The sequence below is a fragment of the Cellulomonas pakistanensis genome (assembly GCF_016862755.1).
Taxonomy (GTDB): domain Bacteria; phylum Actinomycetota; class Actinomycetes; order Actinomycetales; family Cellulomonadaceae; genus Cellulomonas; species Cellulomonas pakistanensis.
Genome location: NZ_BONO01000002.1, coordinates 90,488 through 117,198, shown reverse-complemented (window position 1 = coordinate 117,198; position 26,711 = coordinate 90,488). Strand labels below are relative to the sequence as shown.

The 26,711-nt window shown below is 78.6% G+C and carries 24 protein-coding genes; 18 read left to right on the top strand and 6 right to left on the bottom strand.

Going from position 1 to position 26,711, the window contains the following annotated elements:
* Position 1 precedes the first annotated feature (1 nt).
* The 5 genes from Cpa01nite_RS01960 to Cpa01nite_RS01940 all read left to right on the top strand — a co-directional run bounded on the left by Cpa01nite_RS01960 (position 2) and on the right by Cpa01nite_RS01940 (position 8,568).
* Entirely contained in the window at positions 2-745 is a 744-nt protein-coding gene (locus Cpa01nite_RS01960) for an ABC transporter ATP-binding protein (RefSeq protein WP_373307305.1), read from the top strand.
* The gene (locus Cpa01nite_RS01955) at positions 742-3,993 is read left to right on the top strand and encodes an FtsX-like permease family protein (RefSeq protein WP_203667049.1); all 3,252 of its coding nucleotides are present in this window, start codon (positions 742-744) and stop codon (positions 3,991-3,993) included. Before Cpa01nite_RS01960 ends, Cpa01nite_RS01955 begins: the two co-directional genes overlap by 4 nt.
* Positions 3,990-6,794: an FtsX-like permease family protein gene (locus Cpa01nite_RS01950; RefSeq protein WP_203667048.1), complete on the top strand. Its 2,805-nt coding sequence runs from the start codon at positions 3,990-3,992 to the stop codon at positions 6,792-6,794. The genes Cpa01nite_RS01955 and Cpa01nite_RS01950 overlap by 4 nt, the downstream gene beginning before the upstream one ends.
* A gap of 281 nt (positions 6,795-7,075) precedes the next feature.
* A complete protein-coding gene (locus Cpa01nite_RS01945; protein ID WP_203667047.1) occupies positions 7,076-7,465 on the top strand; it encodes a hypothetical protein in 390 nt (129 codons plus the stop codon).
* An 86-nt stretch (positions 7,466-7,551) separates the two neighbouring features.
* Positions 7,552-8,568 carry a M15 family metallopeptidase gene (locus Cpa01nite_RS01940; protein WP_203667046.1) on the top strand — a complete coding sequence of 339 codons (1,017 nt, stop codon included), beginning with the start codon at positions 7,552-7,554 and terminating at the stop codon, positions 8,566-8,568.
* A gap of 15 nt (positions 8,569-8,583) precedes the next feature.
* On the opposite strand, the gene Cpa01nite_RS01935 is transcribed toward Cpa01nite_RS01940, so the two are convergent.
* A complete protein-coding gene (locus Cpa01nite_RS01935) occupies positions 8,584-9,459 on the bottom strand; it encodes a formate/nitrite transporter family protein (protein WP_203667045.1) in 876 nt (291 codons plus the stop codon).
* 123 nt (positions 9,460-9,582) lie between these two features.
* On the opposite strand from Cpa01nite_RS01935, the gene Cpa01nite_RS01930 reads away from it, so the two are divergent.
* Both Cpa01nite_RS01930 and Cpa01nite_RS01925 read left to right on the top strand, forming a co-directional pair.
* Positions 9,583-11,238, top strand: coding sequence for a GGDEF domain-containing protein (locus Cpa01nite_RS01930; protein WP_203667044.1), 1,656 nt, complete (start codon positions 9,583-9,585; stop codon positions 11,236-11,238).
* A gap of 101 nt (positions 11,239-11,339) precedes the next feature.
* Positions 11,340-12,143 (top strand): NAD-dependent epimerase/dehydratase family protein, encoded by an 804-nt coding sequence (locus Cpa01nite_RS01925; RefSeq protein WP_203667043.1) that lies wholly within the window; start codon positions 11,340-11,342, stop codon positions 12,141-12,143.
* Between the two features lie 24 nt (positions 12,144-12,167).
* Here Cpa01nite_RS01925 and Cpa01nite_RS01920 read toward each other — a convergent pair whose 3' ends face one another.
* The gene (locus Cpa01nite_RS01920; RefSeq protein ID WP_203667042.1) at positions 12,168-12,761 is read right to left on the bottom strand and encodes a DinB family protein; all 594 of its coding nucleotides are present in this window, start codon (positions 12,759-12,761) and stop codon (positions 12,168-12,170) included.
* Between the two features lie 206 nt (positions 12,762-12,967).
* Between Cpa01nite_RS01920 and Cpa01nite_RS01915 the strand changes: the two genes are divergently transcribed.
* The 3 genes from Cpa01nite_RS01915 (at position 12,968) to Cpa01nite_RS01905 (ending at position 15,880) form a co-directional block, all read left to right on the top strand.
* Positions 12,968-13,720, top strand: coding sequence for a hypothetical protein (locus Cpa01nite_RS01915; protein WP_203667041.1), 753 nt, complete (start codon positions 12,968-12,970; stop codon positions 13,718-13,720).
* 281 nt (positions 13,721-14,001) lie between these two features.
* Positions 14,002-14,721, top strand: a complete 720-nt coding sequence (locus tag Cpa01nite_RS01910; RefSeq protein WP_203667040.1) for an ANTAR domain-containing protein — start codon at positions 14,002-14,004, stop codon at positions 14,719-14,721.
* Positions 14,722-15,034: 313 nt separating this feature from the next.
* On the top strand, positions 15,035-15,880 hold the full coding sequence (locus tag Cpa01nite_RS01905; RefSeq protein ID WP_203667039.1) for an aminotransferase class IV: 846 nt from the start codon (positions 15,035-15,037) through the stop codon (positions 15,878-15,880).
* Positions 15,881-15,933: 53 nt separating this feature from the next.
* Here the strand turns inward: Cpa01nite_RS01905 and Cpa01nite_RS01900 are convergent, their stop codons facing one another.
* Together Cpa01nite_RS01900 and Cpa01nite_RS01895 are read right to left on the bottom strand one after the other, a co-directional pair.
* Positions 15,934-17,091 carry a M20/M25/M40 family metallo-hydrolase gene (locus tag Cpa01nite_RS01900; RefSeq protein WP_203667038.1) on the bottom strand — a complete coding sequence of 386 codons (1,158 nt, stop codon included), beginning with the start codon at positions 17,089-17,091 and terminating at the stop codon, positions 15,934-15,936.
* A 216-nt stretch (positions 17,092-17,307) separates the two neighbouring features.
* On the bottom strand, positions 17,308-18,597 hold the full coding sequence (locus Cpa01nite_RS01895; protein ID WP_203667037.1) for a sensor domain-containing phosphodiesterase: 1,290 nt from the start codon (positions 18,595-18,597) through the stop codon (positions 17,308-17,310).
* A 122-nt stretch (positions 18,598-18,719) separates the two neighbouring features.
* On the opposite strand from Cpa01nite_RS01895, the gene Cpa01nite_RS01890 reads away from it, so the two are divergent.
* From Cpa01nite_RS01890 to Cpa01nite_RS01875, 4 genes are read left to right on the top strand one after another with little or no spacing between them, the layout of a single operon-like run.
* Positions 18,720-20,594: a glycosyltransferase gene (locus Cpa01nite_RS01890; protein ID WP_239068451.1), complete on the top strand. Its 1,875-nt coding sequence runs from the start codon at positions 18,720-18,722 to the stop codon at positions 20,592-20,594.
* Positions 20,539-20,967 carry a hypothetical protein gene (locus tag Cpa01nite_RS01885; RefSeq protein WP_203667036.1) on the top strand — a complete coding sequence of 143 codons (429 nt, stop codon included), beginning with the start codon at positions 20,539-20,541 and terminating at the stop codon, positions 20,965-20,967. Before Cpa01nite_RS01890 ends, Cpa01nite_RS01885 begins: the two co-directional genes overlap by 56 nt.
* A gap of 11 nt (positions 20,968-20,978) precedes the next feature.
* The gene (locus Cpa01nite_RS01880; protein ID WP_203667035.1) at positions 20,979-21,524 is read left to right on the top strand and encodes a hypothetical protein; all 546 of its coding nucleotides are present in this window, start codon (positions 20,979-20,981) and stop codon (positions 21,522-21,524) included.
* 51 nt (positions 21,525-21,575) lie between these two features.
* The gene (locus Cpa01nite_RS01875; protein ID WP_203667034.1) at positions 21,576-21,785 is read left to right on the top strand and encodes a hypothetical protein; all 210 of its coding nucleotides are present in this window, start codon (positions 21,576-21,578) and stop codon (positions 21,783-21,785) included.
* 100 nt (positions 21,786-21,885) lie between these two features.
* On the opposite strand, the gene Cpa01nite_RS01870 is transcribed toward Cpa01nite_RS01875, so the two are convergent.
* Positions 21,886-22,470, bottom strand: coding sequence for a Dps family protein (locus tag Cpa01nite_RS01870; protein ID WP_203667033.1), 585 nt, complete (start codon positions 22,468-22,470; stop codon positions 21,886-21,888).
* A 130-nt stretch (positions 22,471-22,600) separates the two neighbouring features.
* Positions 22,601-23,527 (bottom strand): ATP-dependent DNA ligase, encoded by a 927-nt coding sequence (locus Cpa01nite_RS01865; protein WP_239068462.1) that lies wholly within the window; start codon positions 23,525-23,527, stop codon positions 22,601-22,603.
* A 77-nt stretch (positions 23,528-23,604) separates the two neighbouring features.
* Here Cpa01nite_RS01865 and ku point away from each other — a divergent pair, with 77 nt between their 5' ends.
* From ku to Cpa01nite_RS01845, 4 genes are all read left to right on the top strand, one after another.
* Positions 23,605-24,630, top strand: a complete 1,026-nt coding sequence (gene ku, locus Cpa01nite_RS01860) for a non-homologous end joining protein Ku (protein WP_203667031.1) — start codon at positions 23,605-23,607, stop codon at positions 24,628-24,630.
* Between the two features lie 3 nt (positions 24,631-24,633).
* A complete protein-coding gene (locus Cpa01nite_RS01855; protein WP_203667030.1) occupies positions 24,634-25,692 on the top strand; it encodes a PHP domain-containing protein in 1,059 nt (352 codons plus the stop codon).
* 140 nt (positions 25,693-25,832) lie between these two features.
* Positions 25,833-26,114 carry an HU family DNA-binding protein gene (locus Cpa01nite_RS01850; protein WP_146840281.1) on the top strand — a complete coding sequence of 94 codons (282 nt, stop codon included), beginning with the start codon at positions 25,833-25,835 and terminating at the stop codon, positions 26,112-26,114.
* Positions 26,115-26,266: 152 nt separating this feature from the next.
* Entirely contained in the window at positions 26,267-26,689 is a 423-nt protein-coding gene (locus Cpa01nite_RS01845) for a Fur family transcriptional regulator (RefSeq protein WP_203667029.1), read from the top strand.
* The last annotated feature ends 22 nt before the right edge of the window (positions 26,690-26,711 follow it).

Genomic DNA, 26,711 nt, shown 5'->3' with positions numbered 1-26,711 from the left:
CGTGACCGGCGTGGCCGGCGTCCCGGCGACGGCGGGGGAAGGTGCGGGGACGGCGGCGCCCGACGCCGGCGCCCCGCTCGTGCGCGTCCGCGGCGTGCACCGGACCTACGGCTCCGGCCGGGCCGCCGTGCACGCGCTGCGCGGCGTCGACCTGGACGTCGCGCCGGGGGAGCTGGTCGCCCTGGTCGGCCGGTCGGGCTCCGGCAAGACGACCCTGCTCAACGTCGTCGGCGGCCTCGACCGCCCGGACGCGGGGTCGGTGCACGTCGACGGCACCGACGTCGCCACCCTGGACGCCGCGGGCCAGGTCCGGCTGCGCCGGGACGTCGTCGCGTTCGTGTTCCAGACCTTCGGCCTGGTGCCCGTGCTGAGCGCCGCGGAGAACGTCGCGGTCCCGCTGCGGCTGCGCGCCCTGCCCGTCGCGGACCGCGAGCGCCGCGTCGCGCTGCTGCTCCGGCTGGTCGGGCTGGACGGGCACGCCGCGCTGCGCCCGGACGAGCTCTCGGGCGGGCAGCAGCAGCGGGTCGCGATCGCCCGGGCGCTGGCCGGGTCGCCGCGGCTGCTCATCGCCGACGAGCCCACCGGCCAGCTCGACACCGAGACCGGGCTCGCCGTGATGGCCCTGATCCGGGCGGTCGTGGAGGCCGAGGGCATGGCGGCGGTCGTGTCGACGCACGACCCCGTCATGATCGGCCTGGCGGACCGGGCGGTGCGCCTGGTCGACGGCCGCGTGCTGCCCGCATGACCGCGGCCTGGGCGCGGGAGGTGCCCGCGCTGGCGCTGCACCGCGCCCGGGCGCAGGCCCCGCTGCTCGCGGCGGTGACGGCGACGGCCCTGGTCGCGCTCACCGTGCTGGCCACGTGCGGACTGCTGCTCACCGCCGGCCGCCGCGACGCCCTGGACGCGGCGCTCGCCGCGGCGGGCACGGGCGGGACGCAGGTGGTCGCGCGGGTCGTGCCGCCGGCCGGGGCGGTCGCCGCGGACGCCGGCGCCCTGGTGCCCGAGGTGACCGCGGTGGCGGCGGACGCGCTCGCGCCGCTGCCGGCCACCGTGTCGACGTGGACGGAGTCGCCGCTCCTCGCGCTGCCCGAGGACGGGTCCGAGGACCCCGGCTACGCGTACCTGACCGACGCGGCGGACCTCGCCGGCGCGGCGCGCCTGGTGGAGGGTGCGTGGCCGGACGCGGCGGCGGCCGGCGGCTCGGGCCCGGTCGACGTCGCGCTGCCCGCGGCCACGGCGGCCGCGCTCGGGCTGGCGCCCGGGGACGCGCTGGACCTGGCGCCGTCGCCGGACGCCCCCGCCGCCGCGGACCGCACCGCGGTGCGCGTCGTCGGGGTGTTCCAGCCGCTGCACCGCGGGGACGCCGGCACCCCGGTGTGGGCGCGCGACCTGCTCGGCGGGGCGGGCGTCGACCCCGGCCACGCCCGCCCGGGGACGTCCGGGCGCCAGCAGTCGCCGGCGTACGGCCCGCTGGTCGTCGCCCCGGGCGCGCTGGCGTCCGCGGGGACCGGGGTCGGCGTCGTCACCGTGGCGCTCCGGCCGGACCCGGCCGGCGCGTCCGTGGCGGCGCTGCGCGAGGCGGCCGAGGGGGTGGCCCGGCTGCGGCCCGCCCTGGCGGACGCCCTGGGCGAGCGCGCCGACCGCACGGTCGTGCGCACGTCGTTCCCCGCCACCGCCCGCGCGACCGCGACGCAGCACGCCGTCGCCGGGGCGGCGGTGCTGACCGCGGGGCTCGTCGGCGTCGCGCTGGCCGCGGCCGCCCTGCTGCTCGCGGGCCGGCTGCTCGCGGCGCGCCGCGGCCCGGAGCGGGCGCTGCTGCTCGACCGCGGGGCGGGCCGCCGGCAGCTGCTGGGCCTCGCGGGCGCCGAGGCCGCCGCGGTGGTCGGCGTCGCCGGGGTGCTGGCCGTGCCGCTCGCGCTGGCCGCCTACCGCGCCCTGGCGGCGGTCCCGCTCGTGGCGGGCGCCGGGATCGCGCCGCCCGAGGGCGTGCCGGGGTCCCTGGTCGCCACCGTCGGGGTGGGGGCGGTCGGGCTGGTCCTGGCGCTCGTGGCCCCGGCCGCCCGCCGACCGGGCGCGCGGCGCGCCACGGGTCCGTCCCGGCTCGCGCGCTCCGGCGGCGACCTGCTGCTCGTGGCCGTCGCCGTGCTCGCGGCGCTCCGGCTCCGCTCCGACGCCCCCGCGGACGCGGTGCGCGTGCTCGCCCCGGTGCTCGCCCTGGTCGCGGCGTCGGTCCTCGTCCTGCGCGTCGTCCCGCTGCTGGGCGGGGCGGCGGAGCGGGGCGCGCGGCGGTCCCGCCGGTTCGTGCTGCCGCTCGCCGCGCTCGACGCCGCGCGGCGGCCCCGGGCCGCGGTGGCGCTGCTGCTGCTCGTCCTCGCGGCGGCGGGAGCGACGTTCGGCGCCGGCTGGGCCGCCACCTGGTCCCGGTCGCAGGCGGAGCAGGCCGAGGCCCTCGTGCCGGCGGCGGTGGTCGCGTCGGACGTCCCCGGCTCGCCGACCGCGCAGGGCGTCCTGGTGCGGGACGCGGCGCGCGGGGCGGCGCTGCCGGTGACCGACCGCGGCACGGGGTTCGGCACCCTGGTGGCGTCGGGGCCCGACGAGGCGCAGCCTCGCCTGCTCGCGGTCGACACGGGCGCCGCCGAGCTGACCGGGCGGCTGCCGGACGGGACCACGTGGGCGGGGCTCACCGCCGGGCTCCCGCCGGCGGACGGCGAGCTGGTCGCGGCGCTGCCGGTCCGCGCGGAGGGCGGCGACCTCGCGGTCCGGCTCTCCGGCACGACGGGCAGCGAGCACCCGATGTCGGTCACGCCCGCGCTCGTGGTCGACGACGGCCACGGTGTGCGGGTCCGGGCACTGGGGGACCGGGTCCCCCTCGACGGCGCCGAGCGGGTGGTCGACCTGGCGACGCCCGGCGGGTTCGTCGCGCCCGACGGCGGCGCGCGCGTGCTGGCGGTCGTCCTGCGGGTGCACACCGACGTGGTGCTCGACGAGGGCGTCGGCGGGGTCGCCGACGTCGCGGTGCGGGTGGCGTGGGACCCGCCGCCCGGTGCGGGCGACGCGGCCGGTGCGGGCCCGTGGTCCGCGCGGCCGACGGCGGCGACGGCCGAGAACCAGTCGCTGTCCCGGCCCGAGGTCGAGGTCGGGCCGGACGGGGTCAGCGCGACCGGCGAGGTCGACGTGTCGCGGGCGTCCTACCTGCCGACCGTCGCGGTGCTGACGTCGTTCGCGCCGACCGCCCCGCTGCCGGTCGTCGTCACGGAGGACCTCGCCGCCGGTGCGGGGCTCCGGGTCGGCGACCCTCTCGAGGTCGCGGTGGGCGGCGCGTCGCTGCCCGCCGCGGTCGCGGCCGTCGCCCCCTACCTGCCCGGGGCCGCCGACCGGCCCGCCGTGCTGGCGGACCTGCGCGCGCTGTCGCGCGCCGCGATCGCCGAGGCGGAGACGGCGCCGCTCGTCGACGCGTGGTGGCTGCCGGCGGACGCCGACGTGGACGCTCTCCGGGACGCCGGCGCGCAGGTGACGTCCCGGGCCGCGGTCGCCGGGGACCTGGCGGCCGGCCCGCTCCGGGTCGGGGTGCTCGCCGCGCTCGGGCTGCTCGTCGTCGCCGCCGTGGCGCTCGCCCTCGTGGGCACCGCGCTGCACGCGGCGGAGACCGCGGAGGACCGTGGTCCCGAGGTCGCCCGGCTGCTGGCCGTCGGCGCGTCCCCCCGGGCGGTGGCCGGCACGTACGTCGTGCAGCACGTCGTGGTCGACCTCCTCGCGGTCGCCGCGGGGACCGCCGCCGGGGCGGTGGTCGCGCGGGCGCTCGCCCCGGCGCTCACCATCTCGGCGACCGGCGGGCGGCCGGTCCCGGAGGCGCTCCCGGTGTGGTCGTGGCCCGCGGCCGGCACGATCGCCGCGCTGCTGCTCGCCGGGTCAGCCGCGGTGGTGCTCCCGGCGACGGCCGCCCTCGTGCGCCGCGCGTCCGCCGCGCACCTGCGGCTCGGGGACGCCACGTGACCGGGCGGCACCGCACGCGCGCGGGGCGGCGGCGCGCGGGCGTCGACCTCGCGACGCTGCCGCGGCGGTCCGCGGCCCAGGCGGGACCGCTGGCGCTGGTCGCGGTCCTCGTCGCCCTGGTGGTGGCGCTCGCCGCCGTCGTGCCGCGCGCGGTGGCCCGGGTGTCGGACGACGCGGTGCGCACGGCGGTCGCGCGCGCCGGCGCCGCCGGCGACCTCGTCCTCACGACCACGACCGCGTTCACCGAGACCGGCCGGGGCTACGACGGCGTGGCCGAGGTGTCCCGGGACGCGGCGGCGGACGTGGCGACGGGACTGGACGCACGGCTCGGGGCGGTGCTGCGCCCGCCGGTCGTCTCGACCGCGACGTCGCCGCTCGCGCTCGCCGTGGGCGCGGCGGCGGGCGCGCCGCGCGGCGAGACGGACCTGCGGCTGGTGTGGACGCCCGCGGAGGGCGCGGTGGCGTGGGTGTCGGGCGGCGAGCCGCAGTTCCCGCCGGCGCCCGACCTCGACGGCGACGCGGGCGACCTCGTGCTGCTGCCCGCCGAGCCCGGTCCGGTCGCGCCCGTGCAGGTCGCGCTCTCCGAGCCGGTCGCGCGGGCGGTCGGCGCGTCGACCGGCGACGCGCTGCACCTGGCCGCCGCGGACGGCTCGCCGGTGGAGGCCATGGTGTCCGGCGTGTTCCGGCCGCTCGACCCGGGCGCGTCCGCCTGGCACGACGCGCCCGACCTCCTCGAGCCCCGGGTGTCCCGCGTCGGGCCGGCCACCAGCACCCTCGCGGCCGCGCTGCTCTCGGACGCGTCGCTCGCGGCGGCGGTCGAGGCCGTGGGACCGCGAGACGTCCGCCGCACGGTCCGGGTCCCGTTCGCCCCCGCGGGGTTCGGCGCGGCGGACGCCGGGCGGGTGCTCGCCGAGCTGCCGCGGCTGCAGGCGTCGCCCGGCACGATCGGCTGGGGTGCCCAGGGCGGCTCGCTGCACTCCGGCGCCGTCGGGGTGCTCCGCGGCGCGGTGGCCGAGCTGGCGTCCGCGCGTGCGGCGGCCACGGCGCTCGCCGTCGGCGGCGTGGCCGTGGGCGCGCTGCTCCTCGTCCTCACCGCGGGCCTGCTCGCGCAGCGCCGCACCGGCGAGCTCGCCGCCCGGCGCACCCGCGGCGCAACGCTGCCGGCGCTGGCGGCCGAGCTCGGCACCGAGGCCGTGCTGGTGGTCGGGGCGGGCGTGGTGGCGGGCCTGCTGCTCGCGGGCGCCGTCGTGCCCGGGCCGGTGCCGGTCGCGGCCGTGCTGGCGGTGGCCGGCGTCGCGGTGCTCGCCCTGCCCCTCGCCGCCGTGCGGCGCGCCCGCGGCGCGGTGGACCCGGGCGGGGCGCGGGCGCGGGGCGCGGCGGGGGTGCGCGGCGGCCTGCGGGACGTCGGGGCCCGGCGGGTGGCCGCGGAGGTGGCGCTGGTGGCGCTGGCCGCGGGCGCGGTGGTCGCGCTGCGCGCAGGCGGGGGTGCGGGCGCGGCGGGCGTGGGTGGCGGGGGTGCCGCCGGCGAGGCGGGCGGGGGTGCCGCGGCGGCGGCCGGGGCGCGCGCGGGCCTCGCGGACGCGGCGGCCGCCCCGGACCTGCTCGGCGCCGCCGCCCCCGCGCTGCTCGCCGGGGTCGGCGCGGTGCTCGCCGCGCGGCTCCTGCCCGCGCTGGTGCGGCGGCTCGGCCCGCTGGCGGAGCGGTCGCGCCGGGCGGTGCCGGTGCTGGCCGTCGCGCGCGCCCGGTCGGACGGGCTGGCCCCGCTGCCGCTGCTGGCCGTCGCCACCGCAGCCGCGCTCGTCGTCGTGGCCGCGTCGTCCGCGGCGGCGGTCCGCGACGGGCAGGAGACGGCCTCGTGGGTGGCCGTGGGCGGCGACGCGCGCGTCACCGGCGAGCCCGACCCGGCCCTCGGCGCCGCCGCGCGGTCGTGGGCCGACGCGCCGGGGGTGACGGCGGCCGTGGCCGCGCGGGTGGTGCGGGACGTGCCGGGCCGCACCACGGACGGGGCGGTGCGGGTCGACCTGGTGGCCGGGGACCCCGCGGAGCTCGCCGCGCTGGCGCGGGCGCTGCCGCCGGGCGTGGCGGTGCCCGCGCAGCCGGACGCCCCGGCGGGCGAGGTCGAGCTGCGCTGGGACGGCGCGGACCGCACGGTGCGCGCCCTCGCCGGGGTCGCCGTGCCGCCGCCGTCCGGCGGGCAGGGCGACGCGCGCCCGGTCGTCGTGGTCGACGCGGCGGAGCTCGGCGGTGCGGAGGCCGCCGCGCCGACGACGGTGTGGCTCGTCGGCCCGGGCGCCGGTGCCGCGGTCGACGGCGCCCCGCCGCCCGGCCTGGCCGAGGTGACCACCCGCGCCGCCGTGCTGGCGGAGCTGCGGTCCGACGTCCTGCCCCGGGCGCTGGTCGGGGCCGCCGCCGGGTCGGTCGCGCTGCTGCTGGCGTTCGTGGTGCTCGCCGTGCTCGTCGCGGCGGCCGCCGGCGGCCCGGGCCGGGGCCGGGCGCTCGACACCCTGCGCACCGTGGGCCTGACGGACCGCGAGGCGCGCCGGGTCGCCGCCGGCGAGCTCGCCCCCGCGGCGCTGCTCGCCACCGCGGCGGGGGCCGCGCTCGGGTGCGCGGTGACGCCGGTCGTCCTGGGCCCGCTCGGGCTGGGCGGCGCCCCGGGCGCCGGGACCGGGTCGATCGCGTGGGCCGCGGTGCCGGCACCCGTCGTGGCGGGGCTGGCGGCCGCCGCGGTCGTGCTGCTGGCCGAGCACGCGCGGCGGCGCACCCACCGGCTCGGCGAGGTGCTGCGCGCCGCGGGATGACGGCTCGCGCCGTGCGGGGCGGGGGACGCCTCGGGCGGGGCGCTGCCCGGGTCCGGGTCCGTGCCGGGGTGCGGCGCGCGGGCCCGAGGCGGCGGGTCACCACCCAGCGGCGTCGGGTGGCGCACGCACCGACGCCGGCGGGGCCACGCAGCGGCCCGCGGCCGGCACTCAGCGGCCGCGCCGCGCCCACTCACCGCGGCACCCAGCGACCCGCCTGCGGCCGACCCTGGACGGACGAGCCGCGGCGGCCCGGACCGCGGACGCACCCCGGGGGAGTACCCGTGCCGACCCAGCCCCGACCGGACGCCGTGCCCGGCGTCGCCACGGACCCGCTGCGCGAGGCCGACCCGCTGCCCAGGGCCCGGCTGCTCGCCGCGATGCTCGGCCGGCCCCTCACCGGCGCGGAGCTCGAACGCCGCGGTGCCGAGGACGGCGTCCCCGAGGCGGTCGAGGCGCTCGTGCTGTCCGGGGCGGCGCGACGCACCCCGGACGGGGGCCTGGCGCTCGACCGGCGGCGCCGGTCCGACGCCCTCGACGCGCTCGCCCGCGACCTCCGGGTGGGCGCCCACGACGCGCGCACCTCGACCGGGCGTGCGGCCGGGGTGTCGGCGGGCGCCGATCCGGCGGAGACTAGGCTCGGCCCGCACCCCCGACCAGGAGCAGAACCGTGACGACGCGCCCGCAGCAACCCCGTGCCCCGCGCCCCGGCGCGCACCGGGGCAGCGCGTCGTCGTCCGCTCCCGCGGACCCGCGGCCCGTGCCCGCCGACGTCTCGCCCGCGCACGGCGACCGGGGGCACGCGGCCGACCCGGGACCCGGGGCCGCGGACCACCGGGCCGCGCACCGCCGCCCGCGCCGCGCGTCCCGGGTCGCCCAGGTCGCGTCCGTCGCGGTCCTCGGCGGCCTGCTCGCGGCGGTCGCCCTGCAGGACGCCCCCGGCGGTCCCGCGCCCGAGGCCGCGCCGGAGCGCCCCGCGCCGGCCGCGCGCGCCGAGGCGCCCGAGCCGACGGCCCGCGAGTCGGCGTCCGGACCGTCGTCCGCCGGCGGGGCGCGGCTCGACCCCGTCCCGGCCCCGGCGCCGACCGGGATCGCCGCCCCCGGGCGGACGACCCCCTCCGTGCCGCCCGTCGACGTCCCCGCGACGCCGGGCACGCTCGCGCCGCCCGCCCGGGTCGGTCTCGACCTGACGCTGCACCCGACCGACGACCCGGCGAGCCCCTGGGTCGTCGTGAACAAGGTCCGGCCGCTCACCCCGGCGGACTGGGCGCCGGGCGACCTGGTCGTCGTGCAGGGCTACCAGGTGCGCCCGGCCGTGGCCGAGCCGCTGGCGCAGCTGCTCACCGCCGCGGCCGCCGACGGCGTGACCTTCCCGATCCACAGCGCGTACCGGTCGCACGCGTACCAGCAGGGCGTGCACGCGGACTGGGCCGCTCGGGTCGGCCAGGCGCGCGCGGACGAGGTGAGCGCGCGCCCCGGCCACAGCGAGCACCAGACCGGGTTGGCGGTCGACCTCGGCAGCAGCACCCGGCCGGAGTGCGACTTCCAGGACTGCTACGCCGAGACCGACGAGGGCCGGTGGCTCGCCGCCCGGGCCGGCGAGTTCGGGTTCGTGGTCCGGTACACGGCCGAGAACCGGGGCGTCACCGGGTACGCGCCCGAGGGCTGGCACCTGCGCTGGGTCGGGACCGAGCTGGTGGCGGAGATGGAGCGCCGGGGCGTCACGACGCTCGAGGAGCTGTTCGGCGTGCCCGGCGGCGCGACCTACCCGGGCTGACCGCGCCCGCGCGCCCTACCGCGGGTCGTCCGGCGTGCTCGTGCCGCGGCCCTGCTGCCGCAGCCACTGCTTGTCGTCGTTGACGTAGGCGTAGTACAGGCCGATCAGCAGCCCGCCGCCGAGGAAGTTCCCGACCAGGGCGATGGCGACGTTCCCGGCGGCCGCCGCGAGGTCCAGCCCCTCGCGCAGGCCGACGATCGAGAACAGCACCGTGTTCGCCACCGAGTGCTCCAGCCCGAGGAACGCGAAGATGAACACCGACGTGATCATGACCAGGCACTTGGTCAGGTCGTCCTTGATCAGCCCGTTGTAGACGAGCAGCATCGCCACGTTGATGCAGAAGTTGCAGAGCACGGCGCGCAGCAGCAGGTCGACCCAGCCGGCCGGCCCGTCGGTGACGTAGGCCAGCTTGTGCGCCACCGAGTCGACCATCTCGGCCGTCGGCCCGCCCGAGACGATCGTGGAGAACCGCAGCAGGACCGCGACGAACAGCCCGCCGACCAGGTTGCCGAGGTAGCAGAGCCCGAGCATCCGCAGCGCGCGCGGCCAGCTCGTGCGCCGGTGGTACGCGCCGATCGAGACGATCATCATGTTCGAGGTCAGCAGCTCGGACCGCGAGTAGTAGATGAACACGAGCGCCCAGCCGAACACCACCGAGCCCACGAGCCGGCCGATCGGGCGCAGCCCGCCGTCGCCGATGCCCGCGAAGGCCGCGAGCACGACGTAGAACGTCGCGTACAGCAGCCCGATGAGCACGCCCGCCATCGCGGCGCGCTGCAGGTACCGCCGGGCGAGCCCGCCGGACATCGTGGTCTTGGTCTCCAGCACCTCCAGGGCGGTGCTGATGAACTGCTTGCCCGGGAACAGGGACCGGGGGTCGGCGGGGCTCACCGCGCCCACGCTGCCACACCGGCGCCCGGTCCGGGTGAAGACGGGCCGATGGGCTCATCACCGCAGGTCGCAGGCCCGATGAGTCAGGAGACCCGCGACGGACCGCGGGCGGGACGAAGGACCATGACGGCCACCACGATCGACGCAGCACCCGCAGCCCCCGCGGCTCCCACGGACTGGGAGGGCGCGGTGGACGAGCTCGCCCTCCTCGCCGACTCCGACGCGACGGCGTGCGTCCGGCGCGCGGAGGGCCTCATCGCCGCCGCGGCCGAGCAGCGCGCGGGCGGCGCCGAGATGCGCCTGGCCTACTACGCCGCGGTCGCGCACCACGCGCTGGGCGAGGACCGCCGGGCGCTCGAGCGGGCGATCCGCGCCGAGCACCTCGCGCGCGAGCGCGGCGCGCTGGTCTGGCAGTCGCGCGCGCTGGCACGCCAGGGCGTCGTGCACCACGACCTCGGGCACACCGAGGACGCCGTCGACCTCCTGACCCGGGCCGCGGAGCTGCGCCGCGAGGCCGACGACGTCGCGGGCACCGCGGACGTGCTGACGATCCTCGGCTCGGTGTACACCTCGATGCCGCACTTCGCACCGCAGGCCGCGGGTGTGCTCACCCAGGCGCGCCGGCTGTGGCTTGCCGCCGGGGACCCCGACCGGGCGTCGATCGCGCTGGCGAACCTGGCGCGCACGTTCGTGGAGACCAGCCGCCGGCTCGCGGCCGACAACCCGCGGGGCGCGCGGGCCTCCGCGCGCCGCGCGCTCGGCCTCGCGCTGGAGGCGGTCGACGAGGCCGATGCCGCGGGCCTGACCCGCACGGCGGTCGACGCCCGGCTCACCGCGGCGGTCGCGCACCTGCTGGCCGGCGACGCCGAGGCCGCGGACGCGGTGCTGGACGCGGCCGCCGGCATGCTCGCGCGGTTCCCGTCGGCCGGGCAGCAGCTCTCGCTGCACCGGATCCGGTCCGGGCAGCTGCTCGCCGCCGGCCGGCACGCCGACGCGGTCGCCGAGGCGGGCGCGGGCATGGTCGTCTGCGACGCCCTGCGCCGGCCGGCCGAGCGCATGGAGCTGCTCCGCGTGCTCGCCGACGCGCACGAGGCGCTGGGCGACGCCGTCGCGGCCCTGGCCGCCCTCCGGGAGCTGCACGCGCTGACCGTCCGGCTCGGCGACGCGCAGGCCGAGCGGCGCGCGGCGCTGCTCGGCGCCCGGATGGAGGTCGAGCAGGCCGAGCGGCAGGCCGAGGCCGAGCGGCGCCGGTCCGAGGCGCTCGAGGAGCGCAACGCGGCGCTCGCCCACGAGGCGGCGCATGACGGGCTCACCGGCCTGGCGAACCGCCGGACCCTCGACGCCGAGCTGGACCGGTGGACCGCCGAGCGCGGCACGTTCGCGGTCGCGCTCCTCGACGTCGACCACTTCAAGCGGGTCAACGACACGTACTCCCACCAGGTCGGTGACGCGGTGCTGGTGCGGGTCGCGGCCGCGGTGCAGCACGCGCTGCGCCGGGACGACCTGGCCGCGCGGTACGGCGGCGAGGAGTTCGCGGTGCTGCTCGACGGGCTGTCGGGGTCGCGCACCGAGGACGTGTGCGACCGGCTGCGGGAGACGGTCGCGGGCCTCGTCTGGGACGACCTCATGCCCGGGGCCCGGCTCACCGTTAGCATCGGCGTCGCCGAGCGGCAGGCGGGGGAGCCGGTCGCCGGGCTGCTCGCGCGGGCCGACGCGGCGCTGTACCGGGCGAAGGCCGACGGCCGGGACCGGGTGCGGGTGGCGTCGGCCGCGGCCTGACCGCTCCCCGGCGGGACGCGCCGGGAGCCTCGCCGGCCCGCCCGCCGGGCCCGAGGGTCGACGGGTCGCGGCGGGGCCACGGCCGCCGCAGACTGCGGGGCATGGAGCAGCGCGACGTCGTGGTCACCGGCGCGGCCGGCCGGATCGGCAGCTACCTGCGGACGGCGGCGGGCGGCGGGCTGGCGGCGCGGGGCTGGCGGCTGCGGCTCGTCGACGCGGACGCGCCGGACGACCCGCCGGCGGCGGCGGACGAGCCGTTCACGGCGGTCGACCTGACGGACGAGCTCGCGGTCGAGCGGCTCGCGCCGGCGATGGCGGGAGCCGACGGCGTCGTGCACCTGGCGGGCATCCCGTCCGAGGACACCTGGACCCGGGTCCGCCGCGCGAACGTCGACGGCACCTACCGCGTCCTGGAGGCGGCCCGGCGCGCGGGCGTGCGGCGGGTGGTGCTCGCGAGCTCCAACCACGCGGTCGGCTACTACCCGACCGACCGCGAGGCGCCCGTGGACCGCGCACCCCGGCCGGACTCGTTCTACGGCGTGTCGAAGGCGGCGGTCGAGGCGCTGGGCAGCCTGTACGCCGACAAGTACGGGCTCGAGGTGGTGTCGCTGCGCATCGGGCTGTGCGCGGACCGGCCCGGCACGACGTTCGACCTCGGGATCTGGCTCAGCCCCGGTGACGCCGTCCGGCTGGCCGACGCGGCGCTGCGCGGGCCCGTCGACGGGCCGGTGGTGGCCTACGGGGTGTCGGCGAACGCGCGGGCGTGGTGGGACCTGTCGACCGCGCGCTCGCTCGGGTACGCGCCGGAGGACGACGCGGAGCGGTACGCCGGCGACGTGACCCCGTACGACGGGCCCGCGGGCGTGCTCGGGCACGCGATGGTGGCGGAGGACCCCCTGCGCTGACCGGGTGCCGGACCGGCGGCGGCGTCAGTCCTCCGCGGGGAGCCCCGCCGCTGCCCGGGCCGCCGCCTCGACCCGCGCGCGGTACGCCGCCCACGCGTCCGCGCCGTCGAACGGGATGTTGGGGTCGGACGGACCGTCCCCGACCGCGCCGTCGAGCTGCTCGCGGAGGATGTCCGCGTGGCCCGCGTGCCGGCCGGTCTCGGCGATCATGTGCACCAGGATCCGGTGCAGCGTGACGTCGGCGTTCTCCGGTCGCCACCACGGGACGCGGCCGGGCGCGTCCAGCGGCAGCGCCTCGATGGTCGCGTCGGCGTGCGCCGCCGAGAAGGCGTGCAGCTCGCGCACCGAGTCGAGCGTCTCGTCGGCCGGCAGCCACATGTCGGCGTTCGTCTCGGCGCCGTCGGCGAACCAGGGCAGCGGCCGGCCGTGCGGGCGGTCGAACACCTCGCCGAAGTAGTCGAGCTGGACGCTCGCCACGTGCTTGACCAGGCCGGCGAGGTTGGTCCCCGTGCCGGTGAGGGGCCGCCGGGCGTCGTACTCGCCCAGGCCGTCGAGCTTGCCGAGCAGCCCGTCGCGCTGCTCGCGGAGGTACCGGTGCAGGGTCGCCTTGTCGTCCACGTCCCCAGTGTGCCCACGGCCGCCGACATCCGGTCCCGCGTGCGCCGGCGACCCGCCCGCGGGTGCCGACGAGCCGGCCCGCGGGTGCCGACGACCCGGCCCGGAGGACCGGCGTGCCGCTCGGCGAGCGGCCGGTCACCCGGACGGCGCAGCGCCGGCCGAGCGTTCCGCGTGCGGGCCGGTCGAACCGATCCGACACTGGCCGGGTGACCGACCCGCTCCACCTGCTCCGTGCCCTCGCGGAGGCCGTGGCGCGGTCGGGTCCCGTCACGGGCCCGGCCGGCCGCCCGCCCGCCGCCGAGCGCGTGTGCCGCGCGGTCGCGGACCTGCTGGGCGCCGACGGCGCCGCTCTGACGTGCGCGCCCGCCGACCCGACCCGGTACACCGCCTGCGCGACCGACGAGGTGGCGGCGCGCCTCGCCGAGGTCGAGGACCTGGTCGGCGACGGCCCCGCGGTGCGGGCGGTGCGGCACGGCCGGTCCGTCGGCACCGTGCTCGGCCCGGGCGCCCCCGGGCGGTCCGCCGACCTGCCGCCCGACGTGCCCGAGGTGCCCCCGGTGTTCGCCGTCCTCGCCGGCGAGGTGCTCGACCCGGGTGCGACGGTGGCCGTCCGGTCCTGGCCGGTGCGCGACGGCGGGCAGGTGATCGCCGCGCTGACGGTGCACGGTCCCGTCGGGTGCGCGACGCCGGAGGCGCAGGCGGACGGGCAGGTGCTGGCGGACGCGCTCGCGCCCGCGGTCGTCGGACCCGCCGTGTCGGGCGTGCGCGCGCGGGGCAGGCGGCACCGCGCGGTCGGCATGCTCGTCGCGCAGACCGGGCTGGCCCCGGAGGACGCCGCGGCGCTGCTGCGGGCGCGCGCGTGGGCGGAGGACGTGGCGGTCGCCGACCTGGAGGACGCGGTGCTCGCGCGCCGGGCGACGTTCTCCGGCGGCGACACCGCGGGCCCGCTCCCGGCCTGACGCCCGGCGGCCGTCCCCCGGGGTGCACGAGACACCCCCGCGGTGCCCTCAGTGTGGGCACCGCGGACGTGTCGCGTGCACCCGCGCGGGGGCGAGCCGCGCCCCGCGCGGGGTGTCACCCGGGTGGGGTAATCGGGCAGGGATCCGCAGAAATCCGGGACGAAACGGGCATCTTGCGCGCGTCGCCGTGCCACCATGTGCCTGCGCGTCGGCAGCGCGCGCGATCGGTGACGGGACTCGGCGAGGAGGCCCGCATCTGCTGCCGCAGGGGGAGCGGGACGATGGCTGAGTCGTGTGCGGTGTGGCCGGGCACGGAGCCCGCGCGGAGCGTGCGGGCGCTGCTCGACGACCTGGTGCAGGTCGTGGCCCGGGAGACCGGGAGCGCCGCGGAGGGCGCGGTGCACGCGCGCCGGCGCGGCGCGGACTGGCTGATCACGGCGACCGGCGACCGCCTCACGCGGTCCGGGGCGAGCACCGACGCGCGAGGACCCTGGCGCGAGGTGCTCGGGGGCGGCGAGCCGCTCGTCGTCGGCGACCTGCGCGACCTCGACGGGGCGCACCCGTGGCACCGGAGGGCGCTCACGGCGGGCTTCCGCTGCCTGGTCGGGCTGCCGGCGCCGCTGGCCCGGGGCGGTACCGCGGCCCTCACGCTGTACCTCGACGACGCGGGGGCGTGCGACCCGGAGGTGGTCCGCCGCGCCGCGGGATTCGCCGGCGAGATGGCCTCGCTCATCGAGCTGCACAGCACGATCCCCGCGCGCGAGCCCGTGCCGTCCGAGGCCGAGGCCGCGCGGCTGACGCGCGCGTCCGTGGACCACGCGGTCGGCGTGCTGATGGAGGCGCGCGGGCTGGACGAGGACGAGGCGCGGCGGGTGCTCGACGTGCTGCGCGCCTCTCAGGGCCGCACGCTCGAGGCCGTGGCGGCGTCGGTCGTGCGGCACGCGGTGCGCACCCCGGGCAGACGCGGGGGTCTCGGCGGCGCGGCGAAGGCGGCCCGCTAGCCGAGCCGGCCCCGGCGGCCCCGCCTGGTGGGCCGGCTCGGCTGCCGCGACCCGGGACCGAGGGCCCGGTCGGGCCCGTCGGCGCGCCCCTGGCGTGGCGCGGGTGGCGGCGCGACGTCCCGCCGCCCGGACGGCACGGTCGGGGTGGGGCCGCAGCAGCCCGGGCCCGGGAGGTCGCGTGCGCGGCGGGGCTCACGGGGGCCGCCAACCGGACCTGACCGCGCTGCGTGCGGTGCCCCCGCGGCTACGCTGCCGGGGACGGCCCGCGGCACGGCGCGGGCGCGAGGGACGCGGGAGCGCAGCGGTGGCGGACGTGACGTCGACGGTGTTCTGGGTCAACGGCGCCCTGGTGCCCGAGGCCGAGGCGACGACCTCGGCGCGGGACCACGGGTTCGTGGTCGGCGACGGGGTGTTCGAGGCGGTGAAGATCGACCGGGGCCGGATCTTCGCCCTGTCCCGGCACCTGGCGCGGATGGCGCGGTCGGCGGCGGGGATCGGGCTGCCGGGCTTCGACGTCGAGACCGTGCGCCGCGCCGCGCACGAGGTGGTGGAGGCCAACGCCGACGTGCTCGGCAGCGCGTACGACCTGCTGCGCATCACGTTCACCGGCGGGCCGGGCCTCCTCGGCAGCGGCCGCGTCGACGGGCCGCCGACGCTCGTGCTGGGCGTCACGCCGGGCCACGACCCCGCGCCCGAGACCGCCGTCGTCACCGTGCCGTACCGGCGCAACGAGCTCGGGGCGCTGACGGGCCTCAAGACCACCTCGTACGGCGAGAACGTGGTCGCGCTCGCCCGGGCGCACGCGGCCGGCGCGACCGAGGCCGTGTTCGCGAACACCCGCGGGCAGCTGTGCGAGGGCACCGGGACGAACGTGTTCGTGGTGCGGGACGGGGAGCTGCTGACCCCGCCGCTCGACTCCGGGTGCCTCGCGGGGGTCACCCGCGCGCTGGTCCTCGAGTGGTCCGGCGGGCGCGAGGTCGAGCTGCCCTACGACGCGCTCACCGACTCCGACGAGGTGTTCCTGACCTCCACCGCCCGGGACGTGCAGGCGGTCGTCGCGGTGGACGGGCGCCCGGTCGGCGGCGGGACCGCGGGCCCGGTGACGCGTGAGGTGGCGCGGGTGTTCGCCGATCGGCAGCGGGAGCGGCTCGACCCCTGACGCGGACGCGGCCGGGGTGCACGAGCCGCGGGCCGCCGGGGCCCGCGCGGTGGTCACACCCCGTGCAGCGTCGCCGCGAGCAGCGCGGCCCGCCTGGCGATGCTCGGCAGCCGCACGTGCTCGGTCGCGGCGTGCGCACCTCCGCCCGCCGGCCCGAACCCGTCGAGCGTGGGCAGCCCGGCCGCGCCCGTGAGGTTTGTGTCCGCGGCACCGGGTGCCGGGGCGCCCGTGACCTCCTGCCCGATTCGCGCCGCCGCGACCGCCACGGCGTCGAGCAGCCGCTCGGCCGCCGCGCCGGGCTCCCACGCGGGCCGCCGGGACAGCACCTCGGCCCGGACGTCGGCGCCGGCGCGCACCGGGCCGGGGTCCGTGAGGTGGCGCAGCACGGCGCGCTCGCTGGCGGCGGTCTCGAACCGCAGGCCGAGGTCGGCGCGGGCGCGCTCCGCGACGACGTTGGTGCGGGTGCCGCCCTCGATCACCCCGACGTTGGCGAGCACCGACGGGTGCTCCGCGAGGAACCGGCGCGTGGCGACGAGCTGGTCGACGAGCTCCTCGGTGGCCGACACCCCGGCGCCCGGGTCGACCGCGGCGTGCGCGGCGAGCCCGGTGACGTGCAGCCGCAGCCGGGTGGAGCCGCGCCGGGCCGTCTTGAGCCCGCCGTGCGCGCCGGGCGCCTCCAGCCCGAGCGCGTACGCCGCGTCGCGCGCGGCGTCGCGGACCAGCCCGGCGGAGGCGCCGGAGCCGACCTCCTCGTCGGGCACGACCAGCAGCCGCACGGGTCGGTGGGTCAGCGAGGCGTCGCGCAGCAGCGCCGCCGCCGCGAGCGCCACGACGAGCCCGCCCTTCATGTCGTACGTGCCCGGGCCGTGCAGCACGTCGCCGTCCCGGCGCACGGGGACGGCGCCGACGGCGTGCACGGTGTCGTGGTGGGCGAGCAGCAGCGCCGGTGCGTCGGCGGAGCGCGGCCCGCGGCCCGGGAGGTCGAGCACGAGGGCGTCGCCGGCGGCGTGGTCGGCGGTCGGCACCCGCCCGCCGGCCAGGCCCGCCGCGTGGGCGTCGTCCGCCACCAGGTCGGCGAGGGCGTCGAGCGCGTCGCGGGTCCCGGTCGGCGTCTCGAGGCGCACGTAGCGCTCCAGGCGCTCGGCGTCGGCGGGCAGCCGGCGCCGGGCGGCCTCCTCGAGCCCGGCCAGGCCGGCGTCGTCGCCCGTCACCCTCCGGACGCTAGGCCCGCCGCGCCGGCCCCGCGCGCCGAGCCCCGCGTGGCGTCGAGCCCCGCGGGCGCCGGACCCCCGCGCGCTACCCCCCCGCGCCCCGACAGAGCACCGGACACGTCGAGCGAGCACCCACGGGATGCTCGCTCGACGTGTCCGGTACTCGCTCGGCGCCGCGGGTCTACGCGCCGGGGGACCCAGCGCCGGGCCCGCCCGTCAGCCCAGCGGGTCCGCGCGGAAGCGGCGGAGCAGCGACTGCGTCGCCTCCGCGACCAGCCCGTGGTCGTGGGTCACCGCGAACTCGAACTCCCGCGCGTCGTCCGCCGCCGAGCCGATCGCCGCCGTCGGGTCCGGCCGGTCCACCTCGCGCCCGACCAGCGCCACGGACTCGTGCGCCCCGAGCACCACCACGACCCACTCGCGCGCGAGCGGCTCCGCGGGGTCGACGGACGCCCACCGCACCCCGGCGGGCAGTGTCGTGGGGCGGCCGGTGCCGAGCGCGCCGACGAACGGCAGCGCGCCGGCCAGCCGCCCGTACCGCCGGGCGGAGCGCGCCGTGAAGAACCGCTCGTCCTGGAACGCCCCGATGACGACCGGCGGCACCCGGTGCGTCACCGCGGCCGTCTCGAGCGTGCGGGACAGCGGGAGCAGCAGCCGCTTGGGGGCGAGCCGCACGGCGCGCCGGGTCGCGACGACCTCGAACGGCGTCGCCGAGCCGCCCAGCGGCGCGTGCGGGCGGGGGAGCCGGCCGCCGTGCCGCTCGCCGGCGGGCAGCTCGCGGTGCGGGCGCCCGAGGAACCAGCCCTGCCCCAGGTCCGCGCCGAGCACGAGCGCCCGGGTCAGGTCGTCCTGGGTCTCGATGCCCTCGGCGACGACGCGCGCGCCGGTGGCCTCGGCGCGGGCCCGGACGGCGCCGGCGACGGTGATGGTCTCCGGGTCCTCGAGCGTGCGGAGCAGCTTGAGGTCGAGCTTGATGATCTCCGGCGCGAGCAGCGGGATGAACGCGAGCGACTCCGGCACGGCGCCGACGTCGTCGAGCGCGATCGCGCAGCCGGCGGCGCGGAGGCGCGCGGCGGCGTCCAGCATGCCGGCCGGGTCGAGCGCGAGGGCACGCTCGGTGATCTCGACGACCACGCGCACCTGGGCGCTGCGCCGCGCGAGCGTCTCGAGGACGAGCGGCAGGTGCCGGGACAGGGTCCTCGGCTCGATGTTGAGGAACAGCGTGTGCGACGCCCCGCCCGAGGCGGCCTCGGCGTCCGCGAGCGCCCGGGACATCGCCGCCCGCTCCAGCTCGCCGAGCAGGCCGTGCTCCTCGGCGGCGTCGAGCACGTCGAGCGGCGACCGCCATCCGGACCCCTCGGGCGTGCGCAGCAGCGCCTCGCGGCCCAGCACCTCGCCCGTCGCCAGCTCCACGACGGGCTGGTAGGCGCAGTGCACCCCACCGGTGCGGAGCAGCTCGGGCACGGGGAGCCGGCCGGGGTGCTCCGGGGCGGACAAGAGGGTCACCCCGTCCTCATCGGCACCCGGGCGGCGATGTTGAAGGTCCTGGTGGACGGCGTGTGCGCGACGGCGCCCGCCGGTGCGGCCGGGTTACCGTGGCGCCCAGCACGAGCAGACGGAGGACGGGCGTGGCGCGCCATCAGCAGGACCGACGGGTCGGGGACCACCTGGTCGACCGCGGCCTGGTCACCAAGGAGACGCTGGACGCGGCGCAGCGGGTCGCCGCCGAGTCCGGCGCGTACATCGGCCAGGTGCTCATCGCGATCGGCGCGGTCGACTCGGCCGCGCTGACCCGAGCGCTGGCCGATCTGTGGGGCCTGCCGTACGTGGTGCCCACGCGGATCACCGCCGCGCTGGACGCGCCGGGCGTCGACGTCGGCCGGGTGCTCACCGAGCAGTGGCTCCCGCTCGAGCGCCGCGCGGACGGCGTCCCGGTCGTCGCCGTGGTGGACGAGCCGACCCCCGAGCGCCGCGCCGCCGTGGCCGCCGCGCTCGGCGAGGAGCCGTACCTGGTGCTCGCCGACCGGTGGGACTTCCAGCAGGCGGTGCTCGACCGGTACGGCGCCGACCTGCGGGACCGCGCGAGCCTGGGGCTGTGGGGCCGGTCGCCGGCGCAGTCCGCGCGCACGGTGCTCGTGCCGTGGCAGCGGGTCGCCCTGGTGCTCGCGGTGCTCGCGGTCGTGCTGGCCGCCGTCGCCGACCCGCGGGCCGTCGTGGTGACGTTCTCCGTCGTCGTCGGGCTGGCGTTCCTGGTCGGGACCGGGTTCAAGTTCTGGGCGTCCCTGCGCGGCGCGCGGATGGAGCACGTCACCCGCACCGACCCGGCGGAGCTGGCGGCGCTGCCGGACCACGAGCTGCCCCGGTACACGGTCCTCGTGCCCGTGTACAAGGAGGCGAACATCGTCGCCAACCTGATCGGCAACCTCGGCGCGCTGGACTACCCCGCGCACCTGCTCGAGGTGCTGATCCTGGTCGAGGAGGACGACACCGAGACCCGCGCGGCGGCCGAGGCCGCGAACCCGCCGGCGCACTTCCGGTTCATCACCGTGCCGGCGGGGGCGCCGCAGACCAAGCCGAAGGCGTGCAACGTCGGCCTCGAGTTCGCGACCGGCGAGTACCTGGTGATCTACGACGCCGAGGACAAGCCCGAGCCCGACCAGGTGAAGAAGGCGGTGCTCGCCTTCCGGCAGGCGGGGGAGGAGCTGGTCTGCGTCCAGGCCGCGCTCAACTACTTCAACGCCGACGAGAACCCGCTCACGCGGATGTTCACGCTCGAGTACTCGTTCTGGTTCGACTACATGCTGCCGGGGCTGGAGTACGGCCGGCTGGCGATCCCGCTCGGCGGCACGTCGAACCACTTCCGGGTCAGCGGCCTGCGCCGGCTCGGCGGCTGGGACCCGTACAACGTCACGGAGGACGCCGACCTGGGCATCCGGGCGTCCGCCGAGGGCATGCGGGTCGGCGTCATCGACTCGACCACGTACGAGGAGGCGAACACCTCGTACCCGAACTTCGTCCGGCAGCGGTCACGGTGGATCAAGGGCTACATGCAGACCACGCTCGTGCACCTGCGGCAGCCGTTCCGGCTGGTGAAGGTCGCCGGGCTGCGCCAGACGCTGTCGTTCCTGTTCCTGGTCGGCGGCACCCCGGCGACGTTCCTCGCGGTGCCGCTGCTGTACGCGGTGTTCCTCGCGTCCCTGCTCCTCGAGCCCGAGCAGCTGTCGTTCCTGTTCCCGGGCTGGGTGCTCTGGCTCTCGCTGTTCAACCTGGGCGTCGGCAGCGCCCTCATGATCTACGTCTCGATGATGGGCGCGTTCAAGCGCGGCCGGTACGGGTTGGTCCTGTGGGGCCTGGCGAACCCCGCCTACTGGCTGCTGCACTCGGTCGCCGCGTACAAGGCGCTCGGGCAGCTCATCACGAAGCCGCACTACTGGGAGAAGACCGCACATGGCCTCACCGGCGTCACCGCAGCTGCGCACGTCCCCGCGGCGGTACGCGGCTGACACCTGGCCGGCAGGTCCGGCGGCCCGCTGGGCGCTGCGCGTCGGGCTGGCCCTGCCGTTCGCCGTCGTCGCGCTGCTGTCTCGCGACGCCGGCTGGGTGCCCACGGCGAACGAGGCGCTGGCCGCGCGCGGCGACCTCGTGCAGTGGGGCGACACCGGGCTGGCGTGGATCGCGCAGGTGTTCCCGCCTCTGGCGGCCGCGCTCGCCTCCCTGCTCGGCGGCAGCACGCTCGCGATGAGCCTGGTCGCGGCCGTCGTGCTCGGGCTCACCCTGCAGCGGCTCGCCGCGGTGCTGGTCCGGGAGGGGCTCGGCCCGTGGGCCACCGCCGCCGTGCTCGGCACCCTGGTGCTGACCCCGCCGCTGTACTACTGACGCTCGCGGCGGTGGCGCCGTTCTTCGCCCGCCGCGCGGGCCGGTCCGGCCGCCGGGCGCACGAGGCGACCGTCGCGGTCCTGCTGTTCCCGGCCCTGGCCGCGGTCGGGTTCTGGCTGTACGCGTCGTGGTGGTTCTCGGCCGACCCGCTGGGCGGCATGCAGGCGGCCACCCCCGACGGCTGGCTCCCCGGCGGCGCGGGCGCGTCGGCCGCGGCCGCGCTGCGGCAGATCGCCCTGGCCCTGCTCGCCGCGCCCCTCGTGCTGGTCGCGTCCACCGTGCGGGCGGTGCGGGACCCGTGGTCGCTGATCGCGCCCGGGATCGCGCTGGTCGGGCTGTACCTGTCGCTGTGGCTGGGCCTGCGGGAGGCCGCGGGCCAGACGTGGATCGTGCTGACGGCGCTGTACGTGCTGCTGCTGGCGCCGCGGGACCCGTCGCCGCGACGGCGGGTCGTGATCGTGGTCGCGGCGGCCGCGCAGCTCGCGATCGGCTGGCTGGTGGTGCTGACCTCGGGCGGGACGCTCGGCGACTGGACCCGCGCGCTGCTCGGCGGCTGAGGGCCGGCCGCCGGGCTGGTGCCGCCCGCGCCGACGGGGTACAACCGTGGGATGACGACCCGCCCCCGTGACCTCACCTCCGAGACCGCCGCCAACCACCGCGCCGAGGCGATGCCGTCCGAGGCCGAGCTGCGCGCGACCGACGTCCGGTCCGGCGGCGACCCGTCCGGCGCGCCGCGCACCCTGCGGGACAGCGAGCTGCTGCCCGACGACGAGGCGATCGCGGCGTCGGAGGACTGGGACGACCCCGAGCGGCTCTGACCGACGTCGCCCCGGGCGGCCCCCCGCGGGGCTCCCCGCGCAGCACGAGGCCCCGGCCACCTCCTGGTGACCGGGGCCTCGGCGTGCTCGGGCCGGACCGTCAGACGGTCTCGGGGTCCTGCGCGGCGGCGCCGGCCGCCTCGGCGGACGCCTGCTCGCCCTCGGCGCCGGCGCTGCTGATCTCGCCGCCCGCGTTCTCGAGGTGCGCGCGCACGAACCAGTGGAACAGCTCGAGCTCGTGCAGGTGGCCGACCAGCAGGTCGTTGGTGACCGTGTCGAGGTCCTCGGTCGCGGCGGCGGCCTCGCGGTGGTCGGTGACCACGCCGATGTAGACCTCGTCCAGCGCGCCCAGGTGCTCGATCGCACCGGCCCTGCCGATCGAGTAGTCGTCCCAGCTGCGGTCCTGCACGAGGGCGCCCGGCGTGCCGACGGGGGCGACGCCCAGGGTCGCGATGCGCTCCGCGATCTGGTCCACCATCGCGCGGACGGCGTCGACCTGCGGGTCGATCATCTCGTGCACCGCGATGAAGTGCGGGCCCGTCACGTTCCAGTGGATGTGCTTGAGCGTGAGCGCGAGGTCGTTGAGCGCGTTCAGGCGCTGCTGGAGGATCGCGGCGATCGTGCGGCCGTCCTCGACGCTCAGCGACGGGACGGTGTACTTCGGCAGCTCCGTGCGGCGAACCATCAGTCTCCTCCTTGCGGTCCTCGGCGCCCGACGGCGCCGGCTGGCTCCCACGCTGCCCCAACCCCGCAGGTCGCGCAATCGCAGGTGGGACGGGGCGCGGGCGTCCCGGGCCCGCGCGGGGCGGACCGGGTCAGGCCTCCCACGGGTCGGGCGGGACGTCGTCCCGGCGCCCGCGCAGCACCGGCTGCCGCAGCCGCCCCGAGGGCGTCCGGGTGAGGTACCGGACGTCCAGGAGCACCTCGGGCTCGACCCAGACCGTGCCGCGGGCGTCGACCGGCTCCAGCCGCTCCGCGAACGGCGACGTGGCGCGCTCCAGCGGCCGCAGCGCGGCCGTCAGGTCCCGGGCGAGCGCCCCGGCGAGCCCGCTGCCCGCCCGGCACAGGAAGTGCAGGTCGCCGGCCGCGTCCCGCGCGCCGAGCAGCACCGCGCCCATCCGCCCGCTGCCCGTCGTCTCCGGGCGCCAGCCGCCGATCACGGCGGTGCGGGTGCGGTGGTGCACGGCCTTGAGCCAGTCCGCGGACCGGCGCCCGGGCTGGTAGGTCGAGGCCGCGCGCTTGGCCACCACGCCCTCGAGTCCCTGCGCCCGCGTCGCCGCCCAGATCAGGTCGCCGTCCTCGTACACGGGGGAGAGCTGGACGTGCTCGGGCAGGTCCAGGGCCTCCAGGGATGCGCGCCGCTCGGTGAACGGCCGCCGGGTCAGGTCCTCGCCCGCGACGACCGGGGCGTCGAACACCAGGTAGCTCACCGGCACGCGCCGGGCCAGGGCGGCGGCCCGGGCCGGGTCCCGCACGTGCATCCGCTCGGCGAGCGCCGGGAAGGAGGGGACCCCGTCGCGCATCGCGACCACCTCGCCGTCGACCACGGTCCCGGGCGGCAGCGCGGCCAGGCCCGCGAGCTCGGGGTACGCGAGGGCGGCGTCCCGGCCGTTGCGGCCGGGGAGCCGGAGGCGGTCGCCGGTGGTGTCCGCGAGGATGCGCACGCCGTCCCACTTCACCTCGAACCGCCAGCCGGGACCCTCGGGCAGACGACCGGGAACGGCCACAGGGGTGGCGAGCATGGGCTGCACGGGTCCATCCTGCCCACAGCACGCGAAGTCGTCGCGGGGGGGCTCCCTCGCCGGGGAGGGTGGTCACTGTGCGCGCGATCTGGAAGGGCGCCGTCGCGTTCGGGCTGGTCAACGTGCCCGTCAAGCTCTACGCCGCCACGGGGGAGCACGAGGTCCCGCTGCACCAGGTGCACAAGAAGGACGGCGGCCGGATCCGGTACCGCAAGGTGTGCTCGATCGAGGACGAGCCGGTCGAGTACAGCGAGATCGCCAAGGGCTACGAGACCGACGACGGCCAGCTCGTCGTGCTCACCGACGAGGACCTCGACCAGCTGCCGCTGGCCACCGAGCGCGAGATCGAGGTGATCGAGTTCGTGCCCGCCGACCAGGTGGACCCGATCCTGCTCGCCAAGACGTACTACCTCGAGCCCGACCGCACGGCCGCCAAGCCGTACGCGCTGCTGCGCGAGGCGCTGACCAGCACCGACCGGATGGCCGTCGTCAAGGTCGCCCTGCGGCAGCGGGAGTCGATGGCCGTGCTGCGGGTGCGGGACGACGTGATCTGCCTGCAGACGCTGCTGTGGCCGGACGAGGTGCGCGAGGCCGACTTCCCGATCCTCGACCAGGACGTGACCGTGCGGCCGCAGGAGCTGGCGATGGCGTCGTCGCTGGTGGAGTCGCTCGCGTCCGACTTCGACCCGTCCGGGTTCGAGGACCGGTACCGCGCGGCGCTCGAGCAGGTCATCGAGGCCAAGGTGTCGTCCGGCCGGACGCAGGCGGTGCCGCAGAAGGAGGAGGTCGGCGAGGGCGGCCAGGCCGCCGGCGAGGTCGTCGACCTGCTCGCCGCGCTGCAGCGGAGCGTCGAGAAGGCCCGCGGTGGCGGCGGTGCCCAGGCGGACGAGGCGCCCGCGGCCGAGGAGAAGCCCGAGAAGAAGGCCCCGGCCCGGCGGTCCCGGTCCAAGGCCGGCGACGACGACGGTGAGGCGGACGAGAAGCCCGCGCGGCGCTCGACGTCGACGCGGTCCCGGGCGAAGAAGGCCGACGACGAGAAGCCGGCCGACGACAAGGCGGCCGACGAGAAGCCCGCGCGCACCCGGCGCAAGCGGGCGTCCTGACACGTGGGGACCTCCGACCCCGGCGCCGTCCACGAGGCGGTCGTCGCCGCGCTCCGGCGCGCCGCGTTCCTGCTCGAGCGCGGCGGCGCGACGTCGTACCGGGCGGACGCGTTCCGCGCCGCGGTGCGGTCGATCGAGCGCGTGGGCCCCGACGAGGTCCGCGCGCGCCTCGCCGCGGGCACGCTGACCGACCTGCCCGGCGTCGGCGCGCGCACCGCCGAGGTCGCCGCGGCCGCGGCGGCGGGCGGGCCCGTGCCCTACCTGCTCGACCTGGAGCAGCGGTACCCGGCGGCGGAGGCCTCGGGCGACGGGGCCGCGCTGCGGGCGGCCCTGCGCGGCGACCTGCACGCGCACACCGAGGCCAGCGACGGGTCGACGACGGCGCAGGAGATGGTGCTGGCCGCGATGGAGCTCGGGCACGAGTACCTCGCGATCACGGACCACTCGCCGCGGCTGACCGTCGCGAACGGCCTGTCCCCGGCGCGGCTCCGGGCGCAGATCGAGCAGATCGAGGCGCTGAACCGGGCGATCGCGCCGTTCCGGGTGCTCACCGGCATCGAGGTCGACATCCTGGACGACGGGTCGATCGACCAGGAGCCCGAGCTGCTGGACCGGCTCGACGTCGTCGTGGCGTCGGTCCACTCCAAGCTCCGGATGGACTCCGCGGCGATGACCCGGCGGATGCGCGCCGCCGTGGCGAACCCGCGGGTCGACGTGCTCGGCCACTGCACCGGCCGGCAGCTCACGGGGAAGCGGCAGCGGCCGCAGAGCGAGTTCGACGCGGCCGCCGTGTTCGCCGACTGCGCGGAGCACGGCGTGGCCGTCGAGGTGAACTGCCGGCCCGACCGCCTGGACCCCCCGCACGCGCTGCTCGACGTCGCGGTCGACGCCGGCTGCCTGTTCACCGTCGACACCGACGCGCACGCGCCGGGGCAGCTGTCCTGGCAGCCGGTGGGCTGCGACCGGGCCGCCGCGCACGGGATCGGGCCCGACCGGGTGCTCGACGCCTGGCCGCTGGACCGGCTGCTCGGGCACCTCGAGGGCCGGAGAGTCGCTGCCTGAGCGACACACCGCCCGCGTGGCGATGCGCGGAAGCGCGCTGCCTGCCGTTATGGTCGTCCGCGACGGTCCGCCGGAAGCTGACGCCCTCGCGGGGCGCCGAGCGGCCCGCGCACCCAGTTCGAACACATAGGAGCACATCCGTGAGCGTGAACCGCACCGAGCTCGTCCAGGCCATCGCCGCCAAGGCCGGGCTCACCAACACCGCTGCCGACGCGGCCCTCAAGGCCTTCCAGGAGGTCCTGGTCGAGCAGCTCAGCGCCGGCGAGAGCGTGACCATCCCGGGTCTGCTCGCGGTGTCGCGTGCCGACCGTGCCGCGCGCACCGGCATCAACCCGCAGACCGGCGAGAAGCTGGACATCCCGGCCGGCTACCGCGTCAAGCTGACCGCCGGCAGCGCCCTCAAGCGCGCCGTCGCCAACTGAGCGACCCCGCACCACCGCGCGAGCCGGGGACCCGACGGGTCCCCGGCTCGCGGCGCGCGCGGCACCGGGGAACGGATCGCGGGTGCTCGTGCGTTGAGTAGCATGGTCCGCCGCCCCGCACGAGGGGCGACCGGCAGGAGGGAGCACGCACGATGGCCGTCACGCAGCGCACCACGAAGCAGCGCACCGAGATCCTCGGGCTGCTCGACGACCTCGACGAGTTCCGCTCCGCCCAGCAGCTGCACGACCTGCTGAAGTCGCAGGGCTCCACCACCGGCCTCGCGACCGTCTACCGCGCCGTCCAGACGCTCGCCGACGCCGGCGAGGTCGACGTGCTGCGCTCGCCCGACGGCGAGGCGGTGTACCGCCGGTGCGTCCGGCGCAGCCACCACCACCACCTGGTCTGCCGCTCCTGCGGCAAGGCGGTCGAGATCGACGGCCCCGGCGCCGAGGCGTGGGCCGAGCAGGTCGGCGCCGCGCACGACTTCTCCGACGTCGAGCACACGATCGAGCTGCTCGGGACCTGCGCCGAGTGCCGGGCCCGGCACGCCGCCGAGGCCGCGGCGGCGCGGTGACCCGCTGACCCCCTGACCGGGG